The following is a 22,003-nucleotide window of genomic DNA, read 5'->3' on the forward strand; positions in this document are numbered from 1 at the left end:
CTCAGCCGAAGGGACCCTTGATCCCGCTGGCGCCGTCGGTCGTCTGCTTGAGGTAGGCCGCGGCCAGGTTCTGCTGGCCGTGCACCCCGTGGGACGAGCCCCTCGCGAGCTGCACCCCGGCGTCGATGGCGCCGTCGATCCCGCTGGAGAGGTGCCACGGCACCCAGCGGTCCCCGACGCGGACGAGCCGCTCGATCGGGGCCTCCCCGGCCGCCAGCCGGCGGGCATCGGCCGCGCAGACGGGAACGGTCCGCGGCGCTCCGGACGGCGGGGTCCACTCGACGTCCTGCATCGACGGACCGTGGCGCGGGTCGAAGAAGCACGGCTCGCGGCGCTCCGGCAACGGCTCACCGTCACGCACGGCGATGACCGCGGCGCGGTGGTAGCGGGCGTCGGCGACGACCTGCTCGACAGCGACGACGTCCTCGGCGGTCGTGCTCGCCGCCAGCAGGTGCGTGGCCTGGTCGTAGTGCTCGAGCGCCCGCTTGTAGTGGTCGCGTGCGACGTGGTCGAGCTCGTCGCCGAGAGTGTCGACGTGCAGGTCCGCGAGCTGCTCGCCGAGGACGGTGACGTCCTCGTCCATCAGCCGCCGTGCCACGCGCCAGCGGTCCTTCTCGGCGAGCTCGGCCTCGCGCCTGCGTCGTCGTCCCCCGAACATGAGCCGGAGTCTGCCACGGCCGCGGGCCGTGCGGGGGTCAGTCGCCGCCGCCCCCGCCGCCTCCGTCGCCTGCACCGCCGCCGTCGCCCCCGCCGCCCCAGCCGTCGCCGCCGTAGCCCGTGTAGTCGTGGCCGCCGATCACGCCGCCGCCGTCCCACGCACCGGGGTCGCTCCACGCGGCGGCGAGCGGCAGCTGCGCACCTGTGGTGCCCGGCACCGCCCCGGCGTACGCCATGGTGAGCCGCTCGGCCTCGATCCGGCCGTCCTCGACCAGCTCGGCGTACCAGCCGCCGGCCCACGCGGCGTACAACGGCCCGGAGGCGTACCACGCCACCCGCCGGTCGCCCAGGCGGACCAGCCGGGTCTCCGGCTGGTCGCCGGCGGCGAGGCGCTCCGCGTCGCGGAAGCACACCGGCACCTCCCGGGGCACCCCACCGGGCGGCGCCCACTCGACGTCCCGGCTCGCCGGCCCGTGCGCCGGGTCGAAGAAGCAGGGCGGTCGTCGGACGGGACGGTCGTCGCCCGCCTGGGCAGCGAGCACGCAGGCGTGGGAGAACCGGCCGTCGGCCAGAGTGCGGGTGACGCCCGTGACGTCGGCGGCGGTGGTGGCGCGTGACAACGCCGCCTTGGCGTCCTCGTAGGCGTCGAGCGCGCGCTGGTAGTCGCCCCGCATCCCCTCGTCCAGCTCGGTGGTGAGGGTGTCGAGGTGCAGGGAGGTGAGCTCCTCGCCGAACCGGGTGACGTCCTCGTCGGCCGCGCGGCGCACGTGGCGGAAGGCGTCGCGCTCGGCGAGCTCCGCGTCGTGCCGCTGCCTGCGCCGCTTCCCCAGCATCCACTCATGGTGCCACCGATCCAGCGGTCCGGGCCCGGGGCATCCGGACCACCTGTACGCTCGGAGATTCTGCTCCGCCTGTTCCACCGTCCTGTTCTGTCGTCCTCGGGGGGAAGACACACCGTGACCCACGCCCGCTACCGCTCGCTGCTCGCGCTCGCCGCGGGAGCGCTGCTGCTGCCCGTCCTGCCCGCGACCTCCGCGGCGGCCGCCGAGCCGCGTCGCGCGGTCGAGACCTGGAGCACCCCCGGCAGCACCGCGATCACGATCACCGGGCACGGGTTCGGGCACGGCCACGGTCTCTCCCAGTACGGCGCCCTGGGCGCAGCGGGGCAGGGCGCGACGTGGCAGCAGATCAACGAGTTCTACTACCCCGGCACGACGTGGGGGACGATCGGCGGCAAGATCCGCGTGCTGATCACCGCCGACACCGGTCGCGACGTCCAGGTCGTTGCCGAGCGTGGCCTGAAGGTCACCAGCCTGGCCCGCCAGCGCACCTGGCGACTCCCGGACGTCGCCGCGAAGAAGTGGCGGCTGGTCGCCGCGGGCGATGACACCTTGGTGCAGCTCGCCAAGCGGGGCCGCTGGAAGACCTGGAAGAAGGTCCCGGGCGAGGCTGAGTTCTCCTCGGCCGACCGGGTGCTGACCCTCGTCCTGCGCGGCGCCCGCCGCGACTACCGCGGCACCCTCCAGTCCGTCGCGCCCCGCTCCGGCAAGCGCCAGACGGTCAACAAGCTCAGCATGGAGGCCTACCTCCGCGGGGTCGTGCCCCAGGAGGTGCCCGCGCTCTGGGAGCCCGACGCGGTGAGCGCGCAGTCGGTGGCCGCCCGCACCTACGCCGCGTTCGAGCGCCAGCAGCGCAAGGGCGAGCGCTACGACCTCTGCGACACCACGCAGTGCCAGGTCTACGGCGGCGTCGACGTCGAGCACCCGGCCGCGACCGAGGCGATCAAGGCGACCGCCAAGCAGGGCCTCTACTACGACGGCCGCCCCGCCTTCACCCAGTTCTCCGCCAGCAACGGCGGCTTCTCCTCGGCCGGGTCGATGCCCTACCTCGTCGCGCAGGCCGACCCCTACGACGGCCTCGCCAACCCCAAGTACTCCACCTGGACCACGACGATCGACGACACCCAGGTCGAGAAGCAGTGGCCCGGGATGGGCGACCTGACGGGCATCGAGGTGGTCGCCCGCGACGGCAACGGCGAGTGGGGCGGCCGCGTCACCGAGATGGCGTTCGTCTTCACCGGTGGCCGGGTCGCCGTCGACGGCGACACCGTGCGCTCCTACTTCGGCCTCTACTCCGACTGGTTCACCTTCGGCGTGACCCCGCGACAGAAGGGACCGGCTCGCCAGTGACCCACAGGCTCCGCGTCGCCGCGGCCGTGGCCGCCCTCGTGCTCGGCGCCTCCGCGTGCGAGTCCGGCCAGGCCGCCGACGGCACCGTCGACCTGCCCGACCCGGTCGTGGAGACCGGGGCGACGTCCTCGATCGACTACGTCGCGCTGGGTGACTCGTTCTCCGCGGGACCGTTCATCGGGACGATGCGCGCCGACCCGCAGGGGTGCGCCCGCTCCAAGGACAACTACCCGGCCTTCGTCGCCGACTGGCTCGACGTCGCCACCTACACCGACGTGACCTGCTCGGCCGCCACGACGTCCGACCTCTACGAGCGGATGGTGATGTTCGACGGCAACACCACCCGCCCCCAGCTCGACGCCGTCACCGCGGAGACCGACCTGGTGACGATCGGCATGGGCGGCAACGACTTCGGCATCTACGACTCGCTGATCCAGTGCCAGCGGGGCACCGCGTCGGCGTGCCCGGTCAGCCAGCTGCGCGCCGACGCCGGCAAGGTGGCCGACCGGATCCGGCAGGCGGTGCGCCGCATCCTCGCGGTCGCGCCCGACGCCGAGGTCCTCGTGGTCGGCTATCCCGACATCCTGCCGACCGAGGGCACGTGCGGGGCCGTCGGCGTCCCCGCCGAGGTGCTCGGCCCGGTCGCCGAGGTCGCGGACCTCCTCAACGCGTCGCTGCGCCGTGGCGCGCAGGCGGCGGGAGCGTCGTACGTCGACATGGCGGCGGTGTCCGACGGCCACGACGTCTGCGCCAAGGGACGCGCGTGGGTCAACGGCCCGCGGCTCCGCGTGGGCGTGGCGGCGCCGTTCCACCCCAAGGTCAACGGCATGCGCGCCGTCGCCGTCGAGGTGTTCCGCGAGGTGACGGGCGAGGAGCCCGACGAGGTCACCGAGTACGCCGAGCCCGACCCGGACGCGGTCGTCCTCAACGCGAGCTGAGGGGCCTGACCAGCTCAGTCGGCGCTCAGCCGATCACCAGCACCAGGTCGCCGCCCTCGACGGCCTGCGTGGAGGGGACGGCGAGCCGGGTGACGGTGCCTGCGACCGGCGCGGTGATGGAGGCCTCCATCTTCATCGCCTCGATCGTCGCCACGGTCTGGCCCGCCTCGACCGCGTCACCCTCGGCGACGGTCACGGTCACGGCGCCGTCGTAGGGCGCGGCGACGTGGCCGCTGTTGGCCGGGTCGGCCTTCTCGGTCGAGGCGACGTCGGCCGAGATGCTGCGGTCGCGGACCTGGACGGGCCGCATCTGGCCATCGACGGTCGCCATCACGTTGCGGAAGCCGCGCTCGTCGGGCTCGCTGATCGCCTCGAGGGCGAAGAGCATCTCGCGGCCCTCACGGACCTGCACGCGGTGCTCCTCGCCGCGGCGCAAGCCGTAGAGGTAGTCGATCGTGGAGACTGCGGAGAGGTCGCCGTACGCCTCGCGCGACTCGAGGAAGGCCGCGGTGGGTCCGGGGAAGAGCAGTTCGTTGAGCGTCGCCCGCCGGTCGGAGGCGAGGCTGGCCCGCTGCTCGTCGGTGAGGCTCTCGGTCGGCTGCTTCCAGGTCCGGCCGGCGAGCGCCTTGGTGCGGAACGGCTCGGGCCAGCCGCCGGGCGGGTCGCCGAGCTCGCCGTTGAGGAAGCCGATCACCGAGTCCGGCACGTCGTACGACGCCGGGTCGGCCTCGAACTCGGCCGGGTCGGCGCCGGCGGCGACCAGTGCGAGGGCGAGGTCGCCGACCACCTTGGACGACGGCGTCACCTTGACGACGTTGCCGAGGATGTCGTTGGCCGCGGCGTACATGTCCTCGACCTGCTCGAACTTCTCCCCGAGACCCAGCGCGATCGCCTGCTGGCGCAGGTTGGAGAGCTGGCCGCCGGGGATCTCGTGGCGGTAGACCCGCCCTGTGGGCGACGGCAGGCCCGACTCGAAGGGCTTGTAGACGCGGCGGACGGCCTCCCAGTAGGGCTCCATCGCGTTGACCGCGGCCAGCGACAGGCCGGTCTCGCGCTCCGAGTGGTCCGTCGCGGACACCAGCGCCGACAGCGGGGGCTGCGAGGTGGTGCCGGCCATCGAGGCGCACGCGGCGTCGACGGCGTCGACCCCGGCGTCGATGGCCGCGAGCAGCGTGGCGAGCTGGCCACCGGGGGTGTCGTGGGTGTGGAGGTGGACCGGGAGGTCGAAGCGCTCGCGCAGCGCGGTGACCAGGGTGCGCGCGGCGGGCGCGCGGAGCAGCCCGGCCATGTCCTTGATCGCGAGCACGTGGGCGCCGGCCTCGACGATCTGGTCGGCGAGACGGAGGTAGTAGTCGAGCGTGTAGAGCTTCTCGCCGGGCGAGGACAGGTCGCCGGTGTAGCAGAGCGCGACCTCGGCGACCGACGTGCCGGTGGCGCGCACGGCGTCGATGGCAGGACGCATCTGGGAGACGTCGTTGAGGGCGTCGAAGATGCGGAAGACGTCGATGCCGGTCTCGGCCGCCTCCTGCACGAAGGCCTCGGTGACCTGCGTCGGGTACGGCGTGTAGCCGACGGTGTTGCGGCCGCGCAGCAGCATCTGCAGGCCGATGTTGGGGATCGCCTCGCGCAGCGCCGCCAGCCGCTCCCACGGGTCCTCGGCCAGGAAGCGCAGCGCCACGTCGTACGTCGCGCCGCCCCAGCACTCGACCGACCACAGCTGCGGGGTGGTGCGGGCGACGTGGTCGGCGACCGCGAGCAGGTCGCGGGTGCGTACGCGTGTGGCGAGCAGGGACTGGTGGGCGTCGCGGAAGGTGGTGTCGGTGACGGCGACGTCCTTCTGGGCGCGCAGCCGTCGGGCGAACTCCTCGGGCCCGATGTCGCGGAGCAGCTGCCGGGTGCCGGCGGGCGCCGGCTGCGACCGGTCGAGCTCGGGCAGCTTGCTCGCAGGGGACACGGAGACCGGGGCGGCACCGTGCGGCTGGTTGACGGTGACGTCGGCGAGGTAGGCGAGCAGCTTGGTGGCGCGGTCGCGGCCGAGCTGGGCCTTGAGGAGGGAGGGGTGGTCCTCGATGAAGGACGTGGTGACGCCACCGGCCGCGAAGTCGGGGTCGGCGAGCACGGCCTGGAGGAAGCCGACGTTGGTGGAGACGCCGCGGATGCGGAACTCCAGCAGCGCGCGGCGGGCCTTCTGCACCGCGGCCTCGAAGGTGCGGCCGCGACAGGTGAGCTTGGCGAGCATCGAGTCGAAGTGCGGGCTGATCTCGGCGCCGCTGTAGGTGGTGCCGCCGTCGAGGCGTACGCCCGGGCCGCCGGGGGAGCGGTAGGTCGTGATCTTGCCGGTGTCGGGGCGGAAGCCGTTGGCCGGGTCCTCGGTGGTGATCCGGCACTGGAGGGCGAAGCCGCGCGGCTGCACGGAGTCCTGGGTGAGGTCGAGGTCGGCGAGGGTGGCCCCGGCGGCGATGAGCATCTGCGACTGCACGAGGTCGACGGCGGTGACCTCCTCGGTCACCGTGTGCTCGACCTGGATGCGCGGGTTCATCTCGATGAAGACGTACTTGCCGGTGGGGTCGAGCAGGAACTCCACGGTGCCGGCGTTCTTGTAGCCGATCTCGCGGGCGAACCGGACCGCGTCGGCGCACATGCGGTCGCGCAGCTCGGGGTCCAGGTTGGGCGCGGGGGCGATCTCGACGACCTTCTGGTGGCGTCGCTGCACCGAGCAGTCGCGCTCGTAGAGGTGGATCACCCCGTCATCCGAGCCCTCGGAGCCGGTGCCGCTCGTTCCATCGGCGAGGATCTGCACCTCGATGTGGCGCGGGTCCACGACGGCCTGCTCGATGAAGACGGTCGGGTCGCCGAAGGCGCCGTCGGCCTCGCGCATGCAGGTCTCGATCGCGTCGCGCAGGTCGGCACGGTCGTCGACCCTGCGCATGCCGCGACCGCCGCCGCCGGCGACGGCCTTCACGAAGAGCGGGGCCTCGATCTGCTCCGCGGCCGCGAGCAGCTCCTCGACGTCCGTCGACGGGGGCACGGACTCCAGCACCGGCACGCCGGCGGCCTTGGCGGCGGCGATGGCGCGTGCCTTGTTGCCGGTGAGCGTCAGCACCTCGGCGCTGGGGCCGATGAAGGTGATGCCGTTGGCGGCGCACGCCTCGGCGAGCGCGGGGTTCTCCGAGAGGAAGCCGTAGCCGGGGTAGATCGCGTCGGCACCGCACTTCACGGCGACCGCGACGATGGCCTCGGGGTCGAGGTAGGCCCGGACGGGGTGGCCCTCCTCGCCGATCTGGTAGGCCTCCTCGGCCTTCATCCGGTGCTCGGACCCGCGGTCCTCGTGGGGGAACACGGCCACCGTGCGCGCGCCGATCTCGCGTGCTGCACGGAAGGCCCGGACTGCGATCTCGCCACGGTTGGCGACGAGCACCTTGGAGAACATGGTGGAACGCTATCGAGTGGCGGCTGTGACGTGGGTTACTCGTCCGTACGCCGGTCAGGCGGCGGCGCGCTCCTGCGCCCGCCACCACTCGACAGTCGTGACCAGCCCATCGGCCATCGGGGTGGGCGACAGCCCGAGGCGCTCCTCGCTGGCGCTCGAGTCCATGACGAACGGTGCGGTGAACATGTAGGACGTCTCGGCGAGCTCGCGCATCTCCCGGGACACCACGCCCGACGCGCGCAGCACCCACGGCGGGATCGCGGAGGTGCGCGGCACCGCTACGCCCCCTGCGGCCGCCACCATCTCGACGAGGCGCTGCTGGGTGACCGGAGCGGCCGTGGGCGCGTGCAGGAACGAGTTCCACAGGTCGTCGCGGGCGGCGGCGGTGATCATCGCGGCGGCGAGATCGGGGACGTAGGTGAAGGAGTGCGGCTGCGCGAGGCTGCCCAGGACGCGCATGGTCCTCCCGGCGAGCACGGTCGGGACCATCCGCTCGCCGGCGTGCGCGTTGCGGACCGCGGGGCCGTAGAAGTCGGAGGCCGCGACGCTGACCGTCGGGGTCGCCGACGCGTCGCGCTGGGCCAGGAGCTCGGTGCGTACGCCGAGCTTGCCCGTCGTCGCAGTGCGCGGCAGGTCCTCGGTGATGGTGCCGTCGACCGGACCGTAGGAGTAGAGGCTCTCGGGGAAGACGACGACGGCGCCGACCCGCCCGGCCGCGTCGAGGACGGCCTTCTCCGCGCGGGGCAGCTCCTCGCGCCAGATCCGGGCGTCGTACGCCGAGCCGTGGATGCAGTGGTGGACCGCGACCGCGTCGGCGAAGGCCTCGGTGAGCGCGTCCGGGTGGGAGACGTCGACGCGGCGGCGGTCGATCAGCGGGTGGTCGGGCCCGCTGCCGGAGCGGGTCAGCAGTCGCACCTGCTGGCCGGAGTCGGCGAGCTGCTGGGCGACGGTCGAGCCGACGGGGCCGGCTCCGGTGACGACGTGGACGGTGGTCATGCGATCTCCTGGAAGACTGGGAGAGCGGTGCTCTCGTTTCGTCCAGCATGGCGTGCCGAGGTGGATAAAGCAAGAGCGCCGCTCTCTTTCGTCATCCCTGCTCGCTGTCGTGCAAGGATGGCGGGATGACCGACTCCACCCCGCACCTCACCCCGCGCGCCCGCGCCCGCCAGCAGACGATGCGCGACATCGTCCGTATCGGCCGCGAGCACCTGGCGACGGAGGGGGCCGCGGCCCTCTCGCTGCGCGCGGTCGCCCGTGACCTCGGGCTGGTCTCGTCGGCGGTCTACCGCTATGTCGCGAGCCGTGACGAGCTGCTCACGCTGCTCGTGGTCGACGGCTACGACGAGCTCGGCGACGCCGTGGACGCCGCGCTCGCGCAGGTCGACGCGTCCGACCACGCGGAGCGGATGCGGGTGATCGGCCGCGCGGTGCGCGCCTGGGCACTCGCCGAACCCGCGACGTACGCCCTGCTCTTCGGCAGCCCCGTCCCGGGCTACGAGGCGCCGGCCGAGCAGACCACCGGTCCCGGCACTCGCGTCGTCGTACGCCTCGTGGAGGTCTGGGAGGACGCCTGGCGTGCGGGTGCTGCGACGGTGGGCGACGCGCCGCTCGCACCGCGCCGGCTGTCCCGCGACCTGGCGCGGATCCGCGGCCAGCTGGGGATCACGGCCCCCGACGCCCTGATCGCCCGCGGGCTCTTCGCGTGGGCGGCGCTCTTCGGGTGTGTGTCCTTCGAGGTGTTCGGGCAGTACGGCGCCGACACGTTCAGCGAGTCAAAGGACATCTTCGAGCAGCACCTCGACGCACTGGTCCACGCTGTCGGGCTGGAGTAGCGCCCCTTCCGCGTCCCGGGGCGGACGTCATGGCAGGTGGTCGCCCTGACGGCCGCCGCCCATGACGTCGGCGACGTACGTCATGGCGGTCGGTCGTCCTGGTTGCCCACCGCCATGACGCTGTGGTGCGAATCAGGGTGAGTGCAGGACCAGCGTGGAGATGCGGATGCCCTCGGGCTCGCGAGTGATGACGTAGGTGACCGACATCTGGTTGATCTCAGTGCCGTCCGCACGCTGGCGTGAGAACGCGACGCGATGCACTGCTGTGGTGCGGTTCAAGATCGCCATGTCACTGGTCAGTGTCTCGGTGTGGCTGTATCCCGCAGCAGACATGGCGTCCGCCTGGCTTTGCAGCCAGGCCGTGACCTCGTCCACGGTCCCCAGCGAGACGATGAAGTCGTCGGTCGTCAAGAGGAACGGGACGCCGTAGTACGGAACTACATCGCCGGGCCGGGACTCACCGCGACCCAGCGCAGCGAACGCGGACAGGTACTGCGCGAACCAGTCTCGAACGTCGCTCTCCTCCACGCTCCGGACCCTAGTGCGCGACGTCACTGACAACCAGCGCCCGAATCTGCCCGCTGATGATGCGCCCACAAGCCGAGTTGAGGACGTTGACGTGGAAGACCAGGACTCGGACGGGGCGCATCGGCCTGGTGGTTCGCCAGCTCGCTCTGGACACCGCTCGGTCGACCGAGGAACCTGAAGAAGGGCACACGGCGCGAGCACCGTGTCGAAGCAACCGGCCTCGGGGTCGCGTGCGCCAACAGCGGTCCGAGTGCGAGGAGCGACCATGACGAGCATCGGTGAGCGCTTGAGGACGGAGGGGCCGCCTCTCGCGGCCTTCGTCAATCTCATCCCCTCGCCCGTTGTCACGCAGGCACTGGCGGCGGCAGGGGCCGATGTGGTGATGATCGACCAGGAACACGGCCCCATCGGGCCGGAGAGCATGCACGCGATGATCGCCAGCACAGCTGGGACGTCGTGCTCACCGTGGGTCCGGGTCTCCCGTTCCGACGAAGCCTCGGTGAAGATAGCGCTCGACGCCGGAGCCGAAGGAATCGTCTTTCCCCTGGTGAGCACGGCAGAGTCCGCCGCCGCATGCGTCGCGCTCACCCGATACCCACCCCGAGGGACGCGAGGATGGGGTCCCTTCGTCGCCCACTCCCGTTGGGGAGTGGAGCTGTTCGACTACCTGGACCAGCGAGGGCATGCGACGGCCTGCACGATCCTGGTCGAGACCCGCAGCGCCATCGAGAACATCGAGAAGCTCTGCCAGGTCGAGGGGATCGACTGCATGACCATCGCCCCGTTCGACCTGTCGACCGAGCTCGGTGTCTCGGGCCGCCTGGACGCGCCCGAGGTGGTCGAGGCGGTCAAGCACGCGGAGGACCTGATCCTCGAGGCTGGCATCCCACTCGGCGGAGCCGCTTTCACCGAGACCCAGACGCACGCGCTGCTGGCAAGGGGATACCGGCTCCTGTGGCACAACTTCGACGTGCTGATGCTGAAGCAGCTCGTGCGGCAGGCGGCTGGGTGGAGATCCTCCTGACCTGCATCGATCAGCGGGCCAGTGCTCGCCCCACCGCCCGCCCGGAGAAGATGCAGCCGCCGAGGAACGTGCCCTCCAGCGCGTTGTAGCCGTGCACGCCGCCACCGCCGAAGCCCGCGACCTCGCCCGCGGCGTACAGGCCGGGGATGCGCGAGCCGTCGGCGGCCACGCACTGCCCGTCGAGGTCGGTCTCGAGCCCGCCGAGCGTCTTGCGGGAGAGGATGTTGAGGCGTACGGCGATGAGCGGGCCGTGGGTCGGGTCGAGGATCTTGTGGGGCTTCGCGACCCGGATCAACTTGTCCGTACGGCTGCGGCGGGCGTTGTGGATCGCCATCACCTGGACGTCCTTGGTGAAGGCGTTGTCGAGCTCGCGGTCGCGGGCCACGATGTGTCGCTCGAGGTCCTCGACGTCGAGCTTAGGTCCGCGGGCGATCTCGTTCATGCCGGTCACCAGGTCGGCGAGGTCGTCGGCCACGATGAAGTCGACACCGTGCTCCTTGAACGCTTCGACCGGACCGGGAGCGCCCTTGGCGAGCCGGGTCTTGGCGAGGAACTTCACGTCCTTGCCGGTGATGTCGGGGTTCTGCTCGGAGCCGGAGAGGGCGAACTCCTTCTCGATGATCGATTGGGTCAGCACGAACCACGAGTAGTCGTGGCCGGTCGCCAGGATCTGCTTCATCGCGCCGATCGAGTCCGCGCCGGGCACGCCCGACATGCCCTCGAGCCGCTTGCCGGTGGCGTCGAACCACATCGACGACGGGCCGGGCAGGATCCGGATCGCGTGGTCGGGCCAGACCGGGTCCCAGTTGTGGATGCCCTCGGTGTAGGCCCACATCCGGTCGCGGTTGACCATCGTGGCACCGGCGGTCTCGGCGATGCCCTGCATGCGGCCGTCGACGTGCGCAGGCACACCGGAGATCAGGTGCTCGGGGGCCGGCCCGACGCGCTCGGTCGGCCAGCTGCGGCGCATCAGCTCGTGGTTGTGGCCGATGCCGCCGCTGGTGACCACGACCGCTACGGCGCGATGCTCGAAGTCGCCGGTCGCCTCGCGGGAGGACTTCACGCCGCGCGCGGAGTCGTCGTCGGCCAGCACGGTGCCGCGCACGCCCACCACCGCGCCGTCCTCGACGAGGAGCTCGTCGACCCGGTGGCGGAACGCGAAGCGTACGAGCCCGTCGGCCTCCGCCGCCTGGACCGGCTCGGCGAAGATCCGTACGACCTCGGGGCCGGTGCCCCAGGTGAGGTGGAAGCGGGGCACTGAGTTGCCGTGGCCGGTGGCCCGGCCGTCGCCGCGCTCGGCCCACCCGACGAACGGCAGCGAGCGCAGGCCGAGGGCGCGGAGGTAGTCGCGCTTCTCCTCGTGGGCGAAGCGGACGTACGCCTGCGCCCACTGCTGCGGCCAGAAGTCCTCGCCGCGACCGGGCCCGTCGGTGCCGTCGCCGAGGCGGTCGAACTGCGCCGAGCCCTGCCAGTCCTGCCAGGCGAGCTCGGGGGAGTCGGTGATGCCCATCCGGCGCTGCTCGGGGCTGTCGACGAACAGCAGTCCGCCGAGCGACCACCAGGCCTGGCCGCCGAGGTTGTGGTGGTTCTCCTGGTCGAGGACCAGCACCCGCTTGCCCGCGAGGGCGAGCTCGTGGGTGGCGACGAGGCCGGCCAGGCCGGCGCCGACGACCATGACGTCGGGGGTGAAGGTGGGCTCGCTCATCGCGTCTCCTGCTCGGGGTAGTGGCTGACGACCATCTCGGCGAGCAGGCGCAGGGCCCCCTCGACCGTACGGCCGGGGGCGGCGCTGGGGTCGGGGTCGAGGGCGGAGAAGGCCAGCCCGTCGAGCATGTTGATCACGATGCTGAGCACGGCGGGGAGGTCCTCGGCGGGCAGCCGGTCGCCCCAGAGGTCCGCGGCCGCGGCGAGCACCTGCGCCTGCAGCGACTCGCGGGCCGGCAGGAGGGCCGTACGCAGGTCGGCGTCCGAGCGGGCGGCGACGAGCAGCTCGCGCCAGGTCTGGTTGGCGGGGGAGAGGACGACGGTGCGCAGGTGCGCGAGCACGGCGGCGACGTCGTCGACGGTGTCCACGTCTGACCCGACCGTCGTGCGGAACTCCTCCACGTTGCGGACCGCGACGTGCTCCGCGGTCGCGACGAGCAGGGCCTGTCGGGTCGGGAAGTGGCGGAACAGCGCGCCCTGGCTGACGCCCGCCTCCGCGCAGACGGCAGCGGTCGACGTGGCGGCGTACCCGCGCTCCGTCAGGCAGCGCACCGTCGCGTCGAGGAGGGCGGTGATGGTCGTTTCGCGGCGCTGCGCCTGCGTACGGCGGGTGGGTCCGGTGTCGATCACACCGGCATCCTCACATAAAAAGTGAGTACTTGCTATCTAAGTGTGGCGATCCGCGCGCCCCTCGCGTCGACCCGGACGGGTGCGGACCTGAGAACCTCGCCGTCGATCCGCGCCACGAGGCGGAACCGCCGGACCGGTCGCCGCGGCACGTCGAGGCGCCACCGAACCCTGCCGGAAGGTGAGAAGCGCCGCACGGCGACCTTGGCCCAGCCGGCTGGGGACCTGCGCTGGAGGACCGCTCGGGCACCGGCCGCCCAGTCGCCGGCCCGTCCGTCGAACCTCACCTCGCGCCTGGAGAGGCGGGCGGCGCGGAGCTCGACCGCGCGAGGCATCGGCGTGGGCGCGGTGCCGCTGGTGGGGGGTGGGGGTGGCGGAACGGGTGTGGTCGGGGCCGTGGTCGGTTCGGTCGGCGCCGGCGTCGGCGTCGGCGTTGGTGTGGGCGTCGGCGACGGTGTGGGGTCGAGGGTCGGCTCCGGGGACGTGGGCGCTGACGTGGTGGCCGGGATCGTGACCGTGCGGACGGGGCTCAGGTTGCCCGACGTGTCCTCGGTGAAGACGGTCAGCGTGTAGGGCAGCCAGGTCGGGAAGCCGGTCACGAGGGTCGAGGTGCGGCGGCCGTCGTAGACCAGGCGTCCCTCGGTGACCGCCTGCGTGCCGCTGGCACCGAGGATGACCGTGTCCACCCAGTCGGCGTCAGTGGGGTTGGCCCACGTCAGCTGGACGGCGGGCCCCGCCGGGCCAGCGGCCAGGCCCGAGACCGGGGCGGGCGGTGTCGTGTCGGGCGTCGGAGCGTCAGGGTCGACGGCCCGCCAGGAGACCTCGCCGCGCAGCGCGGGTGTCCCGCCCTCGCAGTGCTGCTCGAACGAGATCCGGAAGGCCGTCAGGTAGCCGTTGTCGTACGTCGCCTCGTGCACGGTGAACTGCCCGGTGAGCGTGTTGCAGCCGCGACCGCTGCCGCTGACGCTCAGTCCCGCATTGCCCGAGTTGAACGGGTAGCGGGTGGCGCCGGTGTAGGTGCGGCCCGGCAGCAGTATCTGTCCCTGCGGAGCCTCGAAGCTGGCCGACCACCAGTCGTCGGCGTGGTCCGCGCTCATCCAGGCGTAGGTCTCGGTGCCGCCGCCGCCCAACCGGGCGCCCTGCTGTGGCGTGTAGGCATAGGAACGGCCGCCGCTGATGTAGTCGCCCGTGTCGCCCGACATCTGCCACGCCGTCCGCCCGCTGATGCCGATGCCGGACAGGCTGATCTCGCGGAGGTTGCCGCGGCCGTCCGAGATCTCCAGCAGCCCGAGCCGGGGGCCGGCGCGGCCAGGGGTGAATCCGACGTGGACGGTGCACGTCGCACCGGGCGCGAGGGACGCCGGGCACCCGTTGCTGATCACCGTGAAGTCGTCGCCGCCGGCGACGACGGTGCTCGTCACCGAGGCCGGGGTGTCGCCGTTGTTCGCCACCCTGACGGGATAGGGGCGCACCGGGACCCCCGGGTGCTCCGAGGGCCAGCCGATGATGCCGGCCTCGACGCCGAGCGGGCTGTCGGCCTCGCCGTACCCCAACCTGATCTCGCCGAAGACCGCAGGGTCGCCACCCTCGCAGTGCTGCTCGTAGAAGATCCACAGCCGGTCCGGGGCGATGTCGAGGACGGTGAAGGATCCGGTCAGCTCGTTGCACCCTCGGCCGTCGCCGGACACGTCGAGGCCGGGCTCGCCGACCTCCTGGAAGGGGTAGCGGGTGGCGCCGGGGTAGCGGCCGGGCGCGAGGGTCCGCCCCGCCGGCGCGACGAAGTCGAAGGTGAAGGGGCCGGCCGCAAGATGGACCGAGGTCTGGCTCGCCCAGAAGGAGAAGGTGCCGCGGTAGGCGCGTGAGACGCCGCCGCCCACCCAGTCCCCGGACTCACTGACCATGGTCACGTGGCCCGGCAGCGACTGCTCCTCGGCGTGGCCGGCCGGGGAGACCGCCAGGATCGGGAACCAGGCACCCAGCAACGCGAGGACGACCAGGCCGGCTCGACGACGTACGGACATGGGCGCCCCCGCGACATGGGCCGGTACGAGCGCCGGCAGTGGCGTCAAGTTACACCTGACGGCGTGGCTGCGTCAGCCCTTGATCTCGCAGATCACCGCACCGTTGGTGACCGTGGCACCGACCTCGGCCTGGAGGCCGGTGACGGTGCCGGCCTTGTGGGCCTTGAGGGGCTGCTCCATCTTCATCGCCTCCATGACGACGACGGTGTCGCCCTCGGCGACCTCCTGGCCCTCCTCCACGACCACCTTGACGATCGTGCCCTGCATGGGCGAGGTGACCGAGTCGCCGGAGGCCGCGGCGCCCGCCTTCTTGGCCGACCGCTTGGACTTCTTGGCGCCTGCGGCACCACCGTTGGCGCCGCCGATCGCGAGCCCGCCGAGCCCGGCGGGCAGGACGACCTCGAGCCGGCGGCCGCCGACCTCGACGGTGACCTTCTGCCGCTCGCCCGGCTCGTCGGCCTCGGCCGTGTCGCCGGAGTAGGGCTCGATCTGGTTGTCGAACTCGGTCTCGATCCACTGGGTGTAGACGGTGAACTCACCCTCGCCGGACGGCGTGGAGGCGCCCACGTAGGCCGGGTCGCGGACGACCGCGCGGTGGAACGGGATCACGGTCGGCATGCCGTCGACGACGAACTCGTCGAGCGCGCGGCGCGAGCGCTCGAGCGCCTGGGTGCGGTCGCGGCCGGTGACGATGAGCTTGGCGATGAGGGAGTCGAACGAGCCGGGGATGGTCTCGCCCTGGTCGTAGCCGCCGTCGAGGCGTACGCCGGGACCGGCGGGCGCGTGCCAGCGGGTGAGGGTGCCCGGCGCGGGCATGAAGTTGCGGCCGCCGTCCTCGGCGTTGATGCGGTACTCGATGGAGTGGCCGCGGATCTCGGGGTCGTCGTAGCCGAGCTCCTCGCCGGCGGCGATGCGGAACATCTCGCGCACGAGGTCGAGGCCGGTGACCTCCTCGGAGACGCAGTGCTCGACCTGCAGCCGGGTGTTGACCTCGAGGAAGGAGATGGTGCCGTCCTGCGCGACGAGGAACTCGCAGGTGCCGGCGCCGTAGTAGCCGGCCTCCTTGAGGATCCGCTTTGACGACTCGTAGAGCTCGGTGAGCTGCTCGTCGGTGAGGAACGGAGCCGGGGCCTCCTCGACGAGCTTCTGGTTGCGGCGCTGCAGCGAGCAGTCGCGGGTGGAGACGACGACGACGTTGCCGTGCTGGTCGGCCAGGCACTGGGTCTCGACGTGGCGCGGCTTGTCGAGGAACTTCTCCACCAGGCACTCGCCGCGACCGAACGCGGTGACGGCCTCGCGGACCGCGGACTCGTAGGCGTCGGGGATCTCCTCGAGCGTGCGGGCGACCTTGAGGCCGCGACCGCCACCGCCGAAGACCGCCTTGATCGCGACGGGCAGGCCGTTGGCCTTCGCGAACTCCACCACCTCGTCGGCATCGGCGACCGGGTCCTTGGTGCCCGGCGCGAGCGGGGCGTTGGCCTTGTCGGCGATGTGCTTGGCCTTGGCCTTGTCGCCGAGCGCCTCGATCGCGGCCGGCGGGGGGCCGATCCAGATCAGCCCGGCGTCCATGACGGCCTGCGCGAAGTCCGCGTTCTCGGCGAGGAAGCCGTAGCCCGGGTGCACGGAGTCCGCGCCGGACTTCTCGGCGATCGCGATGATCTTCGCGATGTCGAGGTAGGACTCGGCGGGCGTGGCGCCGCCGAGGGAGTGCGCCTCGTCCGCGAGGCGTACGAAGAGGGCGTCGCGGTCGGGGTCGGCGTAGACCGCGACGGAGCCGATGCCGGCGTCCTTGCAGGCACGGACGACGCGGACGGCGATCTCGCCGCGGTTGGCGATGAGGACCTTCTTCAAGCTCACGCGAGGACTCCTGGCGGTGCAGTGGGCTGGGCGGCGAGGGGAAGCTGGGGGCGTACCGCTCGGCAGGCTACCGCGCCCCGAGCACGGCGCGACCGACAGCCTGATGCACCGGACGCACGATGCGCGAGTAGGTGATCCCGACTGTGAGGGACGCCACAAGGGCGAGCCACTGGTGGCCGGCGTCCTCGAGCGGCGGGTAGACCTGCCAGTGGGTGAGGTAGATGAACAGGCTCGCCCCGGCGAGCACGCCCGCAGCCCGCGCGAGCGGCGCCGGCACGGTCACGTGCGGCACCCAGAGCATCAGCAGGAACCCGCCCAGCACGATGACCTCACGGTGCGGCTGGCCGAAGAAGCCGACGGTCATCACGACCGCCAGCGCGGTGACCAACCACCGCTCGCGGGTCGTGGTCGCACGCGCCCCGGCCCAGCCGAGGGCGAAGAAGAAGGCGACGACGAGGATCGTGTAGCGCTCGGTGGCGCCGGCGCGCCAGCCCACCTCGGCGAGACGGGCGAGGGTGGCGACAGCGAGCACGCCGAGGGCGAAGCGGAACGGCGTACGCCTCTCGAGGCGGTGCAGCACCGGCAGGGTCGTGACGGCGAGGGCCGCGACCGTGAGCCACACGAGCGACTCGAGGAACCACAGCTGCCACTGGTCGTCCCACTCCGAGCCGTTGACCACCTCGCGGACGAAGAGCACGGTCGCGAGGTCGTAGGTGCCGAGCAGGAGCGCGACCCCGCCCACCCAGAGCACCGAGGGCACGAGGAGCTGCGCGAGGCCGGACAGGCCGTGGCGCAGGCGGGTACGCGCGTCGCCCGTCGCCGAGAGCTGGAACCGGGCGAAGTTGAAGCCGGCGAGCGCGAGCAGCAGGTGCGCTCCGCCCTCGAGCGCGACGAGGTCGACGTGGCTGGTCACCACGAAGAGGATGGCGAGCGCCCGCAGCCCGACGGTCGTGTCGAGGCGCGACCGGCGTCCCGGCCTGCGGTCGCTGCCGGCGGCACCGTCCTGCGCCAGGCGCTCGAGGTCGCCGATGGCGCGCGTGTGCCAGCCGGCGGGCAGCCCTCCGGGGAAGTGCTGGGCGAGCCGCGTGGAGAGCTCGACGTAGGACAGCGAGTCGCCGCCGAGGTCGACGAACGAGTCGGTGTCGGCGGCGTCGGGCCTCCCGAGCACGCGGACGAAGTCGGAGCGGACGGAGCCGTTGCGGACCGCGGCGGTGTCGGACTGGCCGGCCTGCTCCTCGGCCAGCGCGGCCAGCTCCGCCAGCGCGGAGTAGTCGGGCTTGCCTGAGGAGGTGTGCGGGACCTGCGGCACGACGGTGACCCTCACGGCGTGAAGAGGTACGCCGCAGCGGTCGGCCACGAGCGTCCGCGCGGCGCCGCTCCCGCGACCGCTGGTGACGAACGCGTGCACCGCGTGGTCGGTGGCGACGACCCGGGCGCGCCGGTCGACCTCGGCGCGCAGGTGCTGCTCGACGGCGTCGAGGTCGATGCGGAGCCCGAACACCTTGCCGCGACGGCTGCGGCGGCCGACCACCTCGAAGAGCCCGTCGCGCTGCTGCGCGAGGTCGCCGGTGCGCAGCTCGGTGGTGACCCGGCCGAGCGCCAGGTCGGCCGGGGTCGTGGCATAGCCGAGCATCACGTTGGGGCCGGAGTAGACGAGCTCGCCCACGCCGGGCCGCTGGTCCGCGGCCTCGTCGAGGTGGAGGCGCCCGCCGGGGATCGCGACGCCGATCGAGCCCGGGTGGTCCTCGGCGAGGTGGGGCGGCAGCCACGCCATCCGGGCCGTCGCCTCGGTGGCGCCGTACATCACGACGAGGTCCCACCCGCGGGTGCGGCCGAGCCGGCTCCAGCGGCGTACGTCGTCCGGGGCGAGCCGGCCGCCGGCCTGGGTCACCTGGCGCAGGGTGGGGAGGTCGCGGTCCTCGAAGCCGCTGGCGGCCAGGAGGTCGAAGGTGTGGGGGACGCCGGCGAGGGTGGTCGCGCCGGTGCGGGCGAAGAGGTCCCAGAAGCACTCGTCGACGACACTCAGGTCGGTCAGCGCCACGCTGGCGCCCGCGACGAGGTGCGAGTGCAGCACCGACAAGCCGTAGCAGTAGTGCAGCGGCAGGGCCGTGATCGCCCGGTCGGCCGGGGTGAGGTCGAGGTAGTCGGCGATGGCGGCGGCGTTGCTGGCGACGTTGGCGTGCGAGAGCCGCACCAGCTTGGGCGACCCGGTCGTGCCCGACGTGCTGAGCAGCAGCGCGAGGTCGGGGTGCAGCTCGTGGGCGCTGAGCGGGCGGCGTACGTCGTCGGGTGCGGCCGTGGTGCACACGACGTCCGGGTCGTAGGCGGCGATCGTCGCGTCGCGCTGGTCGGGACGGCCGTCGGGCACGACGAGTGCGACGTGGCCGTGCTGGAGCGCGGCGAGGTAGGCGACGAGCGAGTCCAGGTCGTTGGCGCCCTCGACCAGCACCAGGCGCCGGGCCCGGCCCCAGGTCGCCGCGCGGTCGGCGACCCGGCGTGCGAGGTCGGCGTGGCTGAGGACGGTGCCGTCGGCCACGACCGCGGGGGCGTCGCCGAACCGGGCGTGGTCGAGGACCGGTCCGACGGTTGTCGCGGTCCGGAGCTCCGGCTGGGGGGACGTGAGGGTCACGGCGCCCCCGCCGGCCGGTAGGCGCGCACCAGCCCGGTCACGCGGAGGTGGACCGTGTCGCCGGCCACGGGGTGGCGTACGCCGGCCATCCGGGCCAGCACGGGCGTGCCGTCGTCGAGGCGCACCTGGACCGCGCAGTCGTGGCCGTAGTAGCTGACCTCCTCGACCGAGCCGCGCACCCCCTCGGCGTGCGTGAGGTCGACGTAGACCTGCTCGGGCCGGATCATCAGCGCGACGGGACCGGTGGCCGCCTCGGACAGCACGACCTCGCCGAGCGCGCACGTGGCGCGGGCGTCGGTGGCGGTGCCGGGCAGCACCACGGCGCGGCCGACGAACTCCGCCACCTGCGGGTCGCTCGGTGAGAGGTAGACCTCGGCCGGCGGTGCCGACTGCACGAGCCGGCCGCCGCGCATCACGGCGACCTGGTCGGCGAGGGAGAGCGCCTCGTTCTGGTCGTGGGTGACCAGCAGCGCGGTCGTGCCGGTCGCCGCCAGCGCCCGGCGTACGGCGATGGCGGTCGTGCCGCGCAGGCTCGCGTCGAGCGAGGAGAACGGCTCGTCGAGGAGCACGACGGCAGGCTGCGGTGCGAGCGAGCGGGCGAGCGCGACCCGCTGCTGCTGCCCGCCGGAGAGCTCGTCGGGGCGGCGGCCGGCGAAGTGTGCGGGGAGCTCGACGAGGTCGAGCATCTCGGCCACGCGGTCACGACCCTCCTGGCCGCCGCGAGCATGCCCCGGCAGCCCGAAGGCGATGTTGGCGGCGACGTCGAGGTGCGGGAACAGCGCTCCCTCCTGCGGGACGTAGCCGACGTGGCGCCCCTGCGGCGGGACCGGGCGTACGCCGTCGCCGGCGACCGTGGTGTCGCCGAAGGCGATGCTGCCCGCGTCGGGCACGAGGAAGCCGGCGATGAGGCGCAGCAGGGTGGTCTTGCCGCAGCCGGAGGGTCCGAGCACCGTGGTGAACGAGCCGTGCGGCACGTGGAGCGTGACGTCGTCGACGGCCCGGGTAGCGGTCGGGCCGGTGCCGAAGGACTTGGTGACGCCGGTGATGCTGAGCGAGCTCATGCCGGAACCCTCTCGGTGTGGGCAGCGGGGCTGTCGGCGCGCATCAGCAGCACCGTGGCGGGGATCGAGACCAGCACGAGCAGCAGGGCGTACGGGGCGGCGGCGCCGTAGCGGAGCTCGGACGAGGCCGACCAGAACTCGGTCGCCAGGGTGCTCGTGCCGATCGGCGAGAGCATCAGGGTGGCCGTCAGCTCGGTGGAGATCGCGAGGAAGACCAGGGCCGCGCCGGCACCGAGGCTCGGCGCGATGAGCGGCAGGGTGACCCGCCGGGCGGTGGCGAGCGGACCCAGGCCGAGGCTGTGGGAGACGTCGTCGAGCACCACCGGTGCCTGCTCGAGCCCGGCGCGCACGGTCACCACGGCGCGGGGCAGGAAGAGGATGGCGTAGGCGGCGACGAGCAGTCCGGCGGTCTGGTAGACGACCGGGACCAGGCGCAGCGAGGCCACCACGAGGGCGAGGCCGACCACGATGCCCGGCAGCGCGTTGGCGACGTAGGTGCTGCGCTCGATCACGGTGCTCGCCCAGCCACGGTGGCGTACGGCGAGCCAGACGACCGGGATCGCGGCCAACGTGGTGACGACCGCGCCGGCGAGGGCGAGGGCGAGGGTGGCGGCGAGCGCCTCGGTGAGCTCGGCCACCGGGAACTCCGTCGAGGTGCCGGCGACGAGCCAGCGCAGCAGGGAGAACGCTGGCACGCCGAGGGCGAGGACGACGACGGTGCCGACCGTCGCCAGCAGGGGCAGGCGCCAGGGGCCGAGAGCGAGCGGGACGGCGGCCCGGGCGGCGCCGCGACCGACGCGGGCGTACCTCCGGTCGCCGCGCAGGCGCAGGTCGGCCAGCAGCAGGACCAGGCACAGCAGCACCAAGACGCCGGCCATGGCGGTCGCCGCTGCGCCGTTGAAGGTCGAGCCGTACTGGTCGTAGATCGCGGTGGTGAACGTCGGGAACCGCAGCAGCGACAGCGCGCCGAACTCGGCGAGCAGGTGCAGGCCCACGAGCAGGGCGCCGCCGAGCAGGGCGGGCCGCAGCTGCGGCAGCACGACGGTGCGGAAGGTGCGGGCGCGCGAGTGGCCGAGCGAGAACGCCGTCTCCTCCAGCGCCGGGTCGAGACGGCGCAGCATCGCCACGACGGGGAGGTAGACGAGCGGGTAGTAGGACAGCGTGACGACGGCGAACGCGCCGCCGAACCCGTTGATGCCGCGGTCGAGGGAGACCCAGGCGTAGCCGTTGACGAAGGCGGGCACCGCGAGCGGGGCGACCAGCAGGCCGTGCCACAGGCGTCGTCCCGGCAGGTCGGTGCGCTCGACGAGGACGGCGAGCGCGACGCCGAGCACGGCGGTCGCCGCCATGCATGCGAGCGCAAGCGTGATCGTGTTGCGCAGCAGCTCGGCGATCCGCGGCCGGGCCAGGAGCTGCCAGAGGTCGACGGGGCCGATCGCCACGACGTAGGAGGCCACGTAGGCCAGCGGCACCAGCGCCAGAACGGCCACGGCCGCCCCCGCCACC

General features: G+C 72.8%; 16 protein-coding genes. 4 read left to right on the plus strand and 12 right to left on the minus strand.

The window, feature by feature from the left end:
* Position 1 precedes the first annotated feature (1 nt).
* On the minus strand, positions 2-658 hold the full coding sequence (locus AC57BS_RS16015) for a hypothetical protein (RefSeq protein WP_496412429.1): 657 nt from the start codon (positions 656-658) through the stop codon (positions 2-4).
* Positions 659-695: 37 nt separating this feature from the next.
* Positions 696-1,490, minus strand: coding sequence for a hypothetical protein (locus AC57BS_RS16020; RefSeq protein ID WP_496412430.1), 795 nt, complete (start codon positions 1,488-1,490; stop codon positions 696-698).
* 123 nt (positions 1,491-1,613) lie between these two features.
* On the opposite strand from AC57BS_RS16020, the gene AC57BS_RS16025 reads away from it, so the two are divergent.
* Both AC57BS_RS16025 and AC57BS_RS16030 read left to right on the plus strand, forming a co-directional pair.
* Positions 1,614-2,846: a SpoIID/LytB domain-containing protein gene (locus AC57BS_RS16025; RefSeq protein WP_496412431.1), complete on the plus strand. Its 1,233-nt coding sequence runs from the start codon at positions 1,614-1,616 to the stop codon at positions 2,844-2,846.
* The gene (locus AC57BS_RS16030; protein ID WP_496412432.1) at positions 2,843-3,784 is read left to right on the plus strand and encodes an SGNH/GDSL hydrolase family protein; all 942 of its coding nucleotides are present in this window, start codon (positions 2,843-2,845) and stop codon (positions 3,782-3,784) included. The genes AC57BS_RS16025 and AC57BS_RS16030 overlap by 4 nt, the downstream gene beginning before the upstream one ends.
* A 25-nt stretch (positions 3,785-3,809) precedes the next feature.
* On the opposite strand, the gene AC57BS_RS16035 is transcribed toward AC57BS_RS16030, so the two are convergent.
* Together AC57BS_RS16035 and AC57BS_RS16040 are read right to left on the minus strand one after the other, a co-directional pair.
* Entirely contained in the window at positions 3,810-7,214 is a 3,405-nt protein-coding gene (locus tag AC57BS_RS16035) for a pyruvate carboxylase (protein WP_496412433.1), read from the minus strand.
* Between the two features lie 54 nt (positions 7,215-7,268).
* Positions 7,269-8,210: an NAD-dependent epimerase/dehydratase family protein gene (locus AC57BS_RS16040; protein WP_496412434.1), complete on the minus strand. Its 942-nt coding sequence runs from the start codon at positions 8,208-8,210 to the stop codon at positions 7,269-7,271.
* Between the two features lie 125 nt (positions 8,211-8,335).
* Between AC57BS_RS16040 and AC57BS_RS16045 the strand changes: the two genes are divergently transcribed.
* Positions 8,336-9,046: a TetR/AcrR family transcriptional regulator gene (locus AC57BS_RS16045; RefSeq protein ID WP_496412435.1), complete on the plus strand. Its 711-nt coding sequence runs from the start codon at positions 8,336-8,338 to the stop codon at positions 9,044-9,046.
* Positions 9,047-9,178: 132 nt separating this feature from the next.
* Here AC57BS_RS16045 and AC57BS_RS16050 read toward each other — a convergent pair whose 3' ends face one another.
* Positions 9,179-9,574, minus strand: coding sequence for a DUF6841 family protein (locus AC57BS_RS16050; RefSeq protein ID WP_496412436.1), 396 nt, complete (start codon positions 9,572-9,574; stop codon positions 9,179-9,181).
* Positions 9,575-9,839: 265 nt separating this feature from the next.
* Between AC57BS_RS16050 and AC57BS_RS16055 the strand changes: the two genes are divergently transcribed.
* Positions 9,840-10,598, plus strand: a complete 759-nt coding sequence (locus tag AC57BS_RS16055; RefSeq protein WP_496412437.1) for an HpcH/HpaI aldolase family protein — start codon at positions 9,840-9,842, stop codon at positions 10,596-10,598.
* Positions 10,599-10,608: 10 nt separating this feature from the next.
* Here the strand turns inward: AC57BS_RS16055 and AC57BS_RS16060 are convergent, their stop codons facing one another.
* From AC57BS_RS16060 to AC57BS_RS16090, 7 genes are all read right to left on the minus strand, one after another.
* Positions 10,609-12,303: an FAD-binding dehydrogenase gene (locus tag AC57BS_RS16060; protein WP_496412438.1), complete on the minus strand. Its 1,695-nt coding sequence runs from the start codon at positions 12,301-12,303 to the stop codon at positions 10,609-10,611.
* On the minus strand, positions 12,300-12,932 hold the full coding sequence (locus AC57BS_RS16065; protein WP_496412439.1) for a TetR/AcrR family transcriptional regulator: 633 nt from the start codon (positions 12,930-12,932) through the stop codon (positions 12,300-12,302). Before AC57BS_RS16065 ends, AC57BS_RS16060 begins: the two co-directional genes overlap by 4 nt.
* Positions 12,933-12,964: 32 nt before the next feature.
* Positions 12,965-14,950, minus strand: a complete 1,986-nt coding sequence (locus tag AC57BS_RS16070; protein WP_496412440.1) for a hypothetical protein — start codon at positions 14,948-14,950, stop codon at positions 12,965-12,967.
* Between the two features lie 72 nt (positions 14,951-15,022).
* Positions 15,023-16,807, minus strand: a complete 1,785-nt coding sequence (locus AC57BS_RS16075) for an acetyl/propionyl/methylcrotonyl-CoA carboxylase subunit alpha (RefSeq protein ID WP_496412441.1) — start codon at positions 16,805-16,807, stop codon at positions 15,023-15,025.
* Positions 16,808-16,874: 67 nt separating this feature from the next.
* Positions 16,875-19,436, minus strand: a complete 2,562-nt coding sequence (locus AC57BS_RS16080) for an AMP-binding protein (protein WP_496412442.1) — start codon at positions 19,434-19,436, stop codon at positions 16,875-16,877.
* Positions 19,433-20,497: an ABC transporter ATP-binding protein gene (locus AC57BS_RS16085; protein WP_496412443.1), complete on the minus strand. Its 1,065-nt coding sequence runs from the start codon at positions 20,495-20,497 to the stop codon at positions 19,433-19,435. Before AC57BS_RS16085 ends, AC57BS_RS16080 begins: the two co-directional genes overlap by 4 nt.
* Positions 20,494-21,987, minus strand: a complete 1,494-nt coding sequence (locus AC57BS_RS16090) for an ABC transporter permease (RefSeq protein ID WP_496412444.1) — start codon at positions 21,985-21,987, stop codon at positions 20,494-20,496. Before AC57BS_RS16090 ends, AC57BS_RS16085 begins: the two co-directional genes overlap by 4 nt.
* Between the last annotated feature and the right edge of the window lie 16 nt (positions 21,988-22,003).

This window comes from Nocardioides sp. BGA-UO-ETr-FS32, from assembly GCF_059567905.1.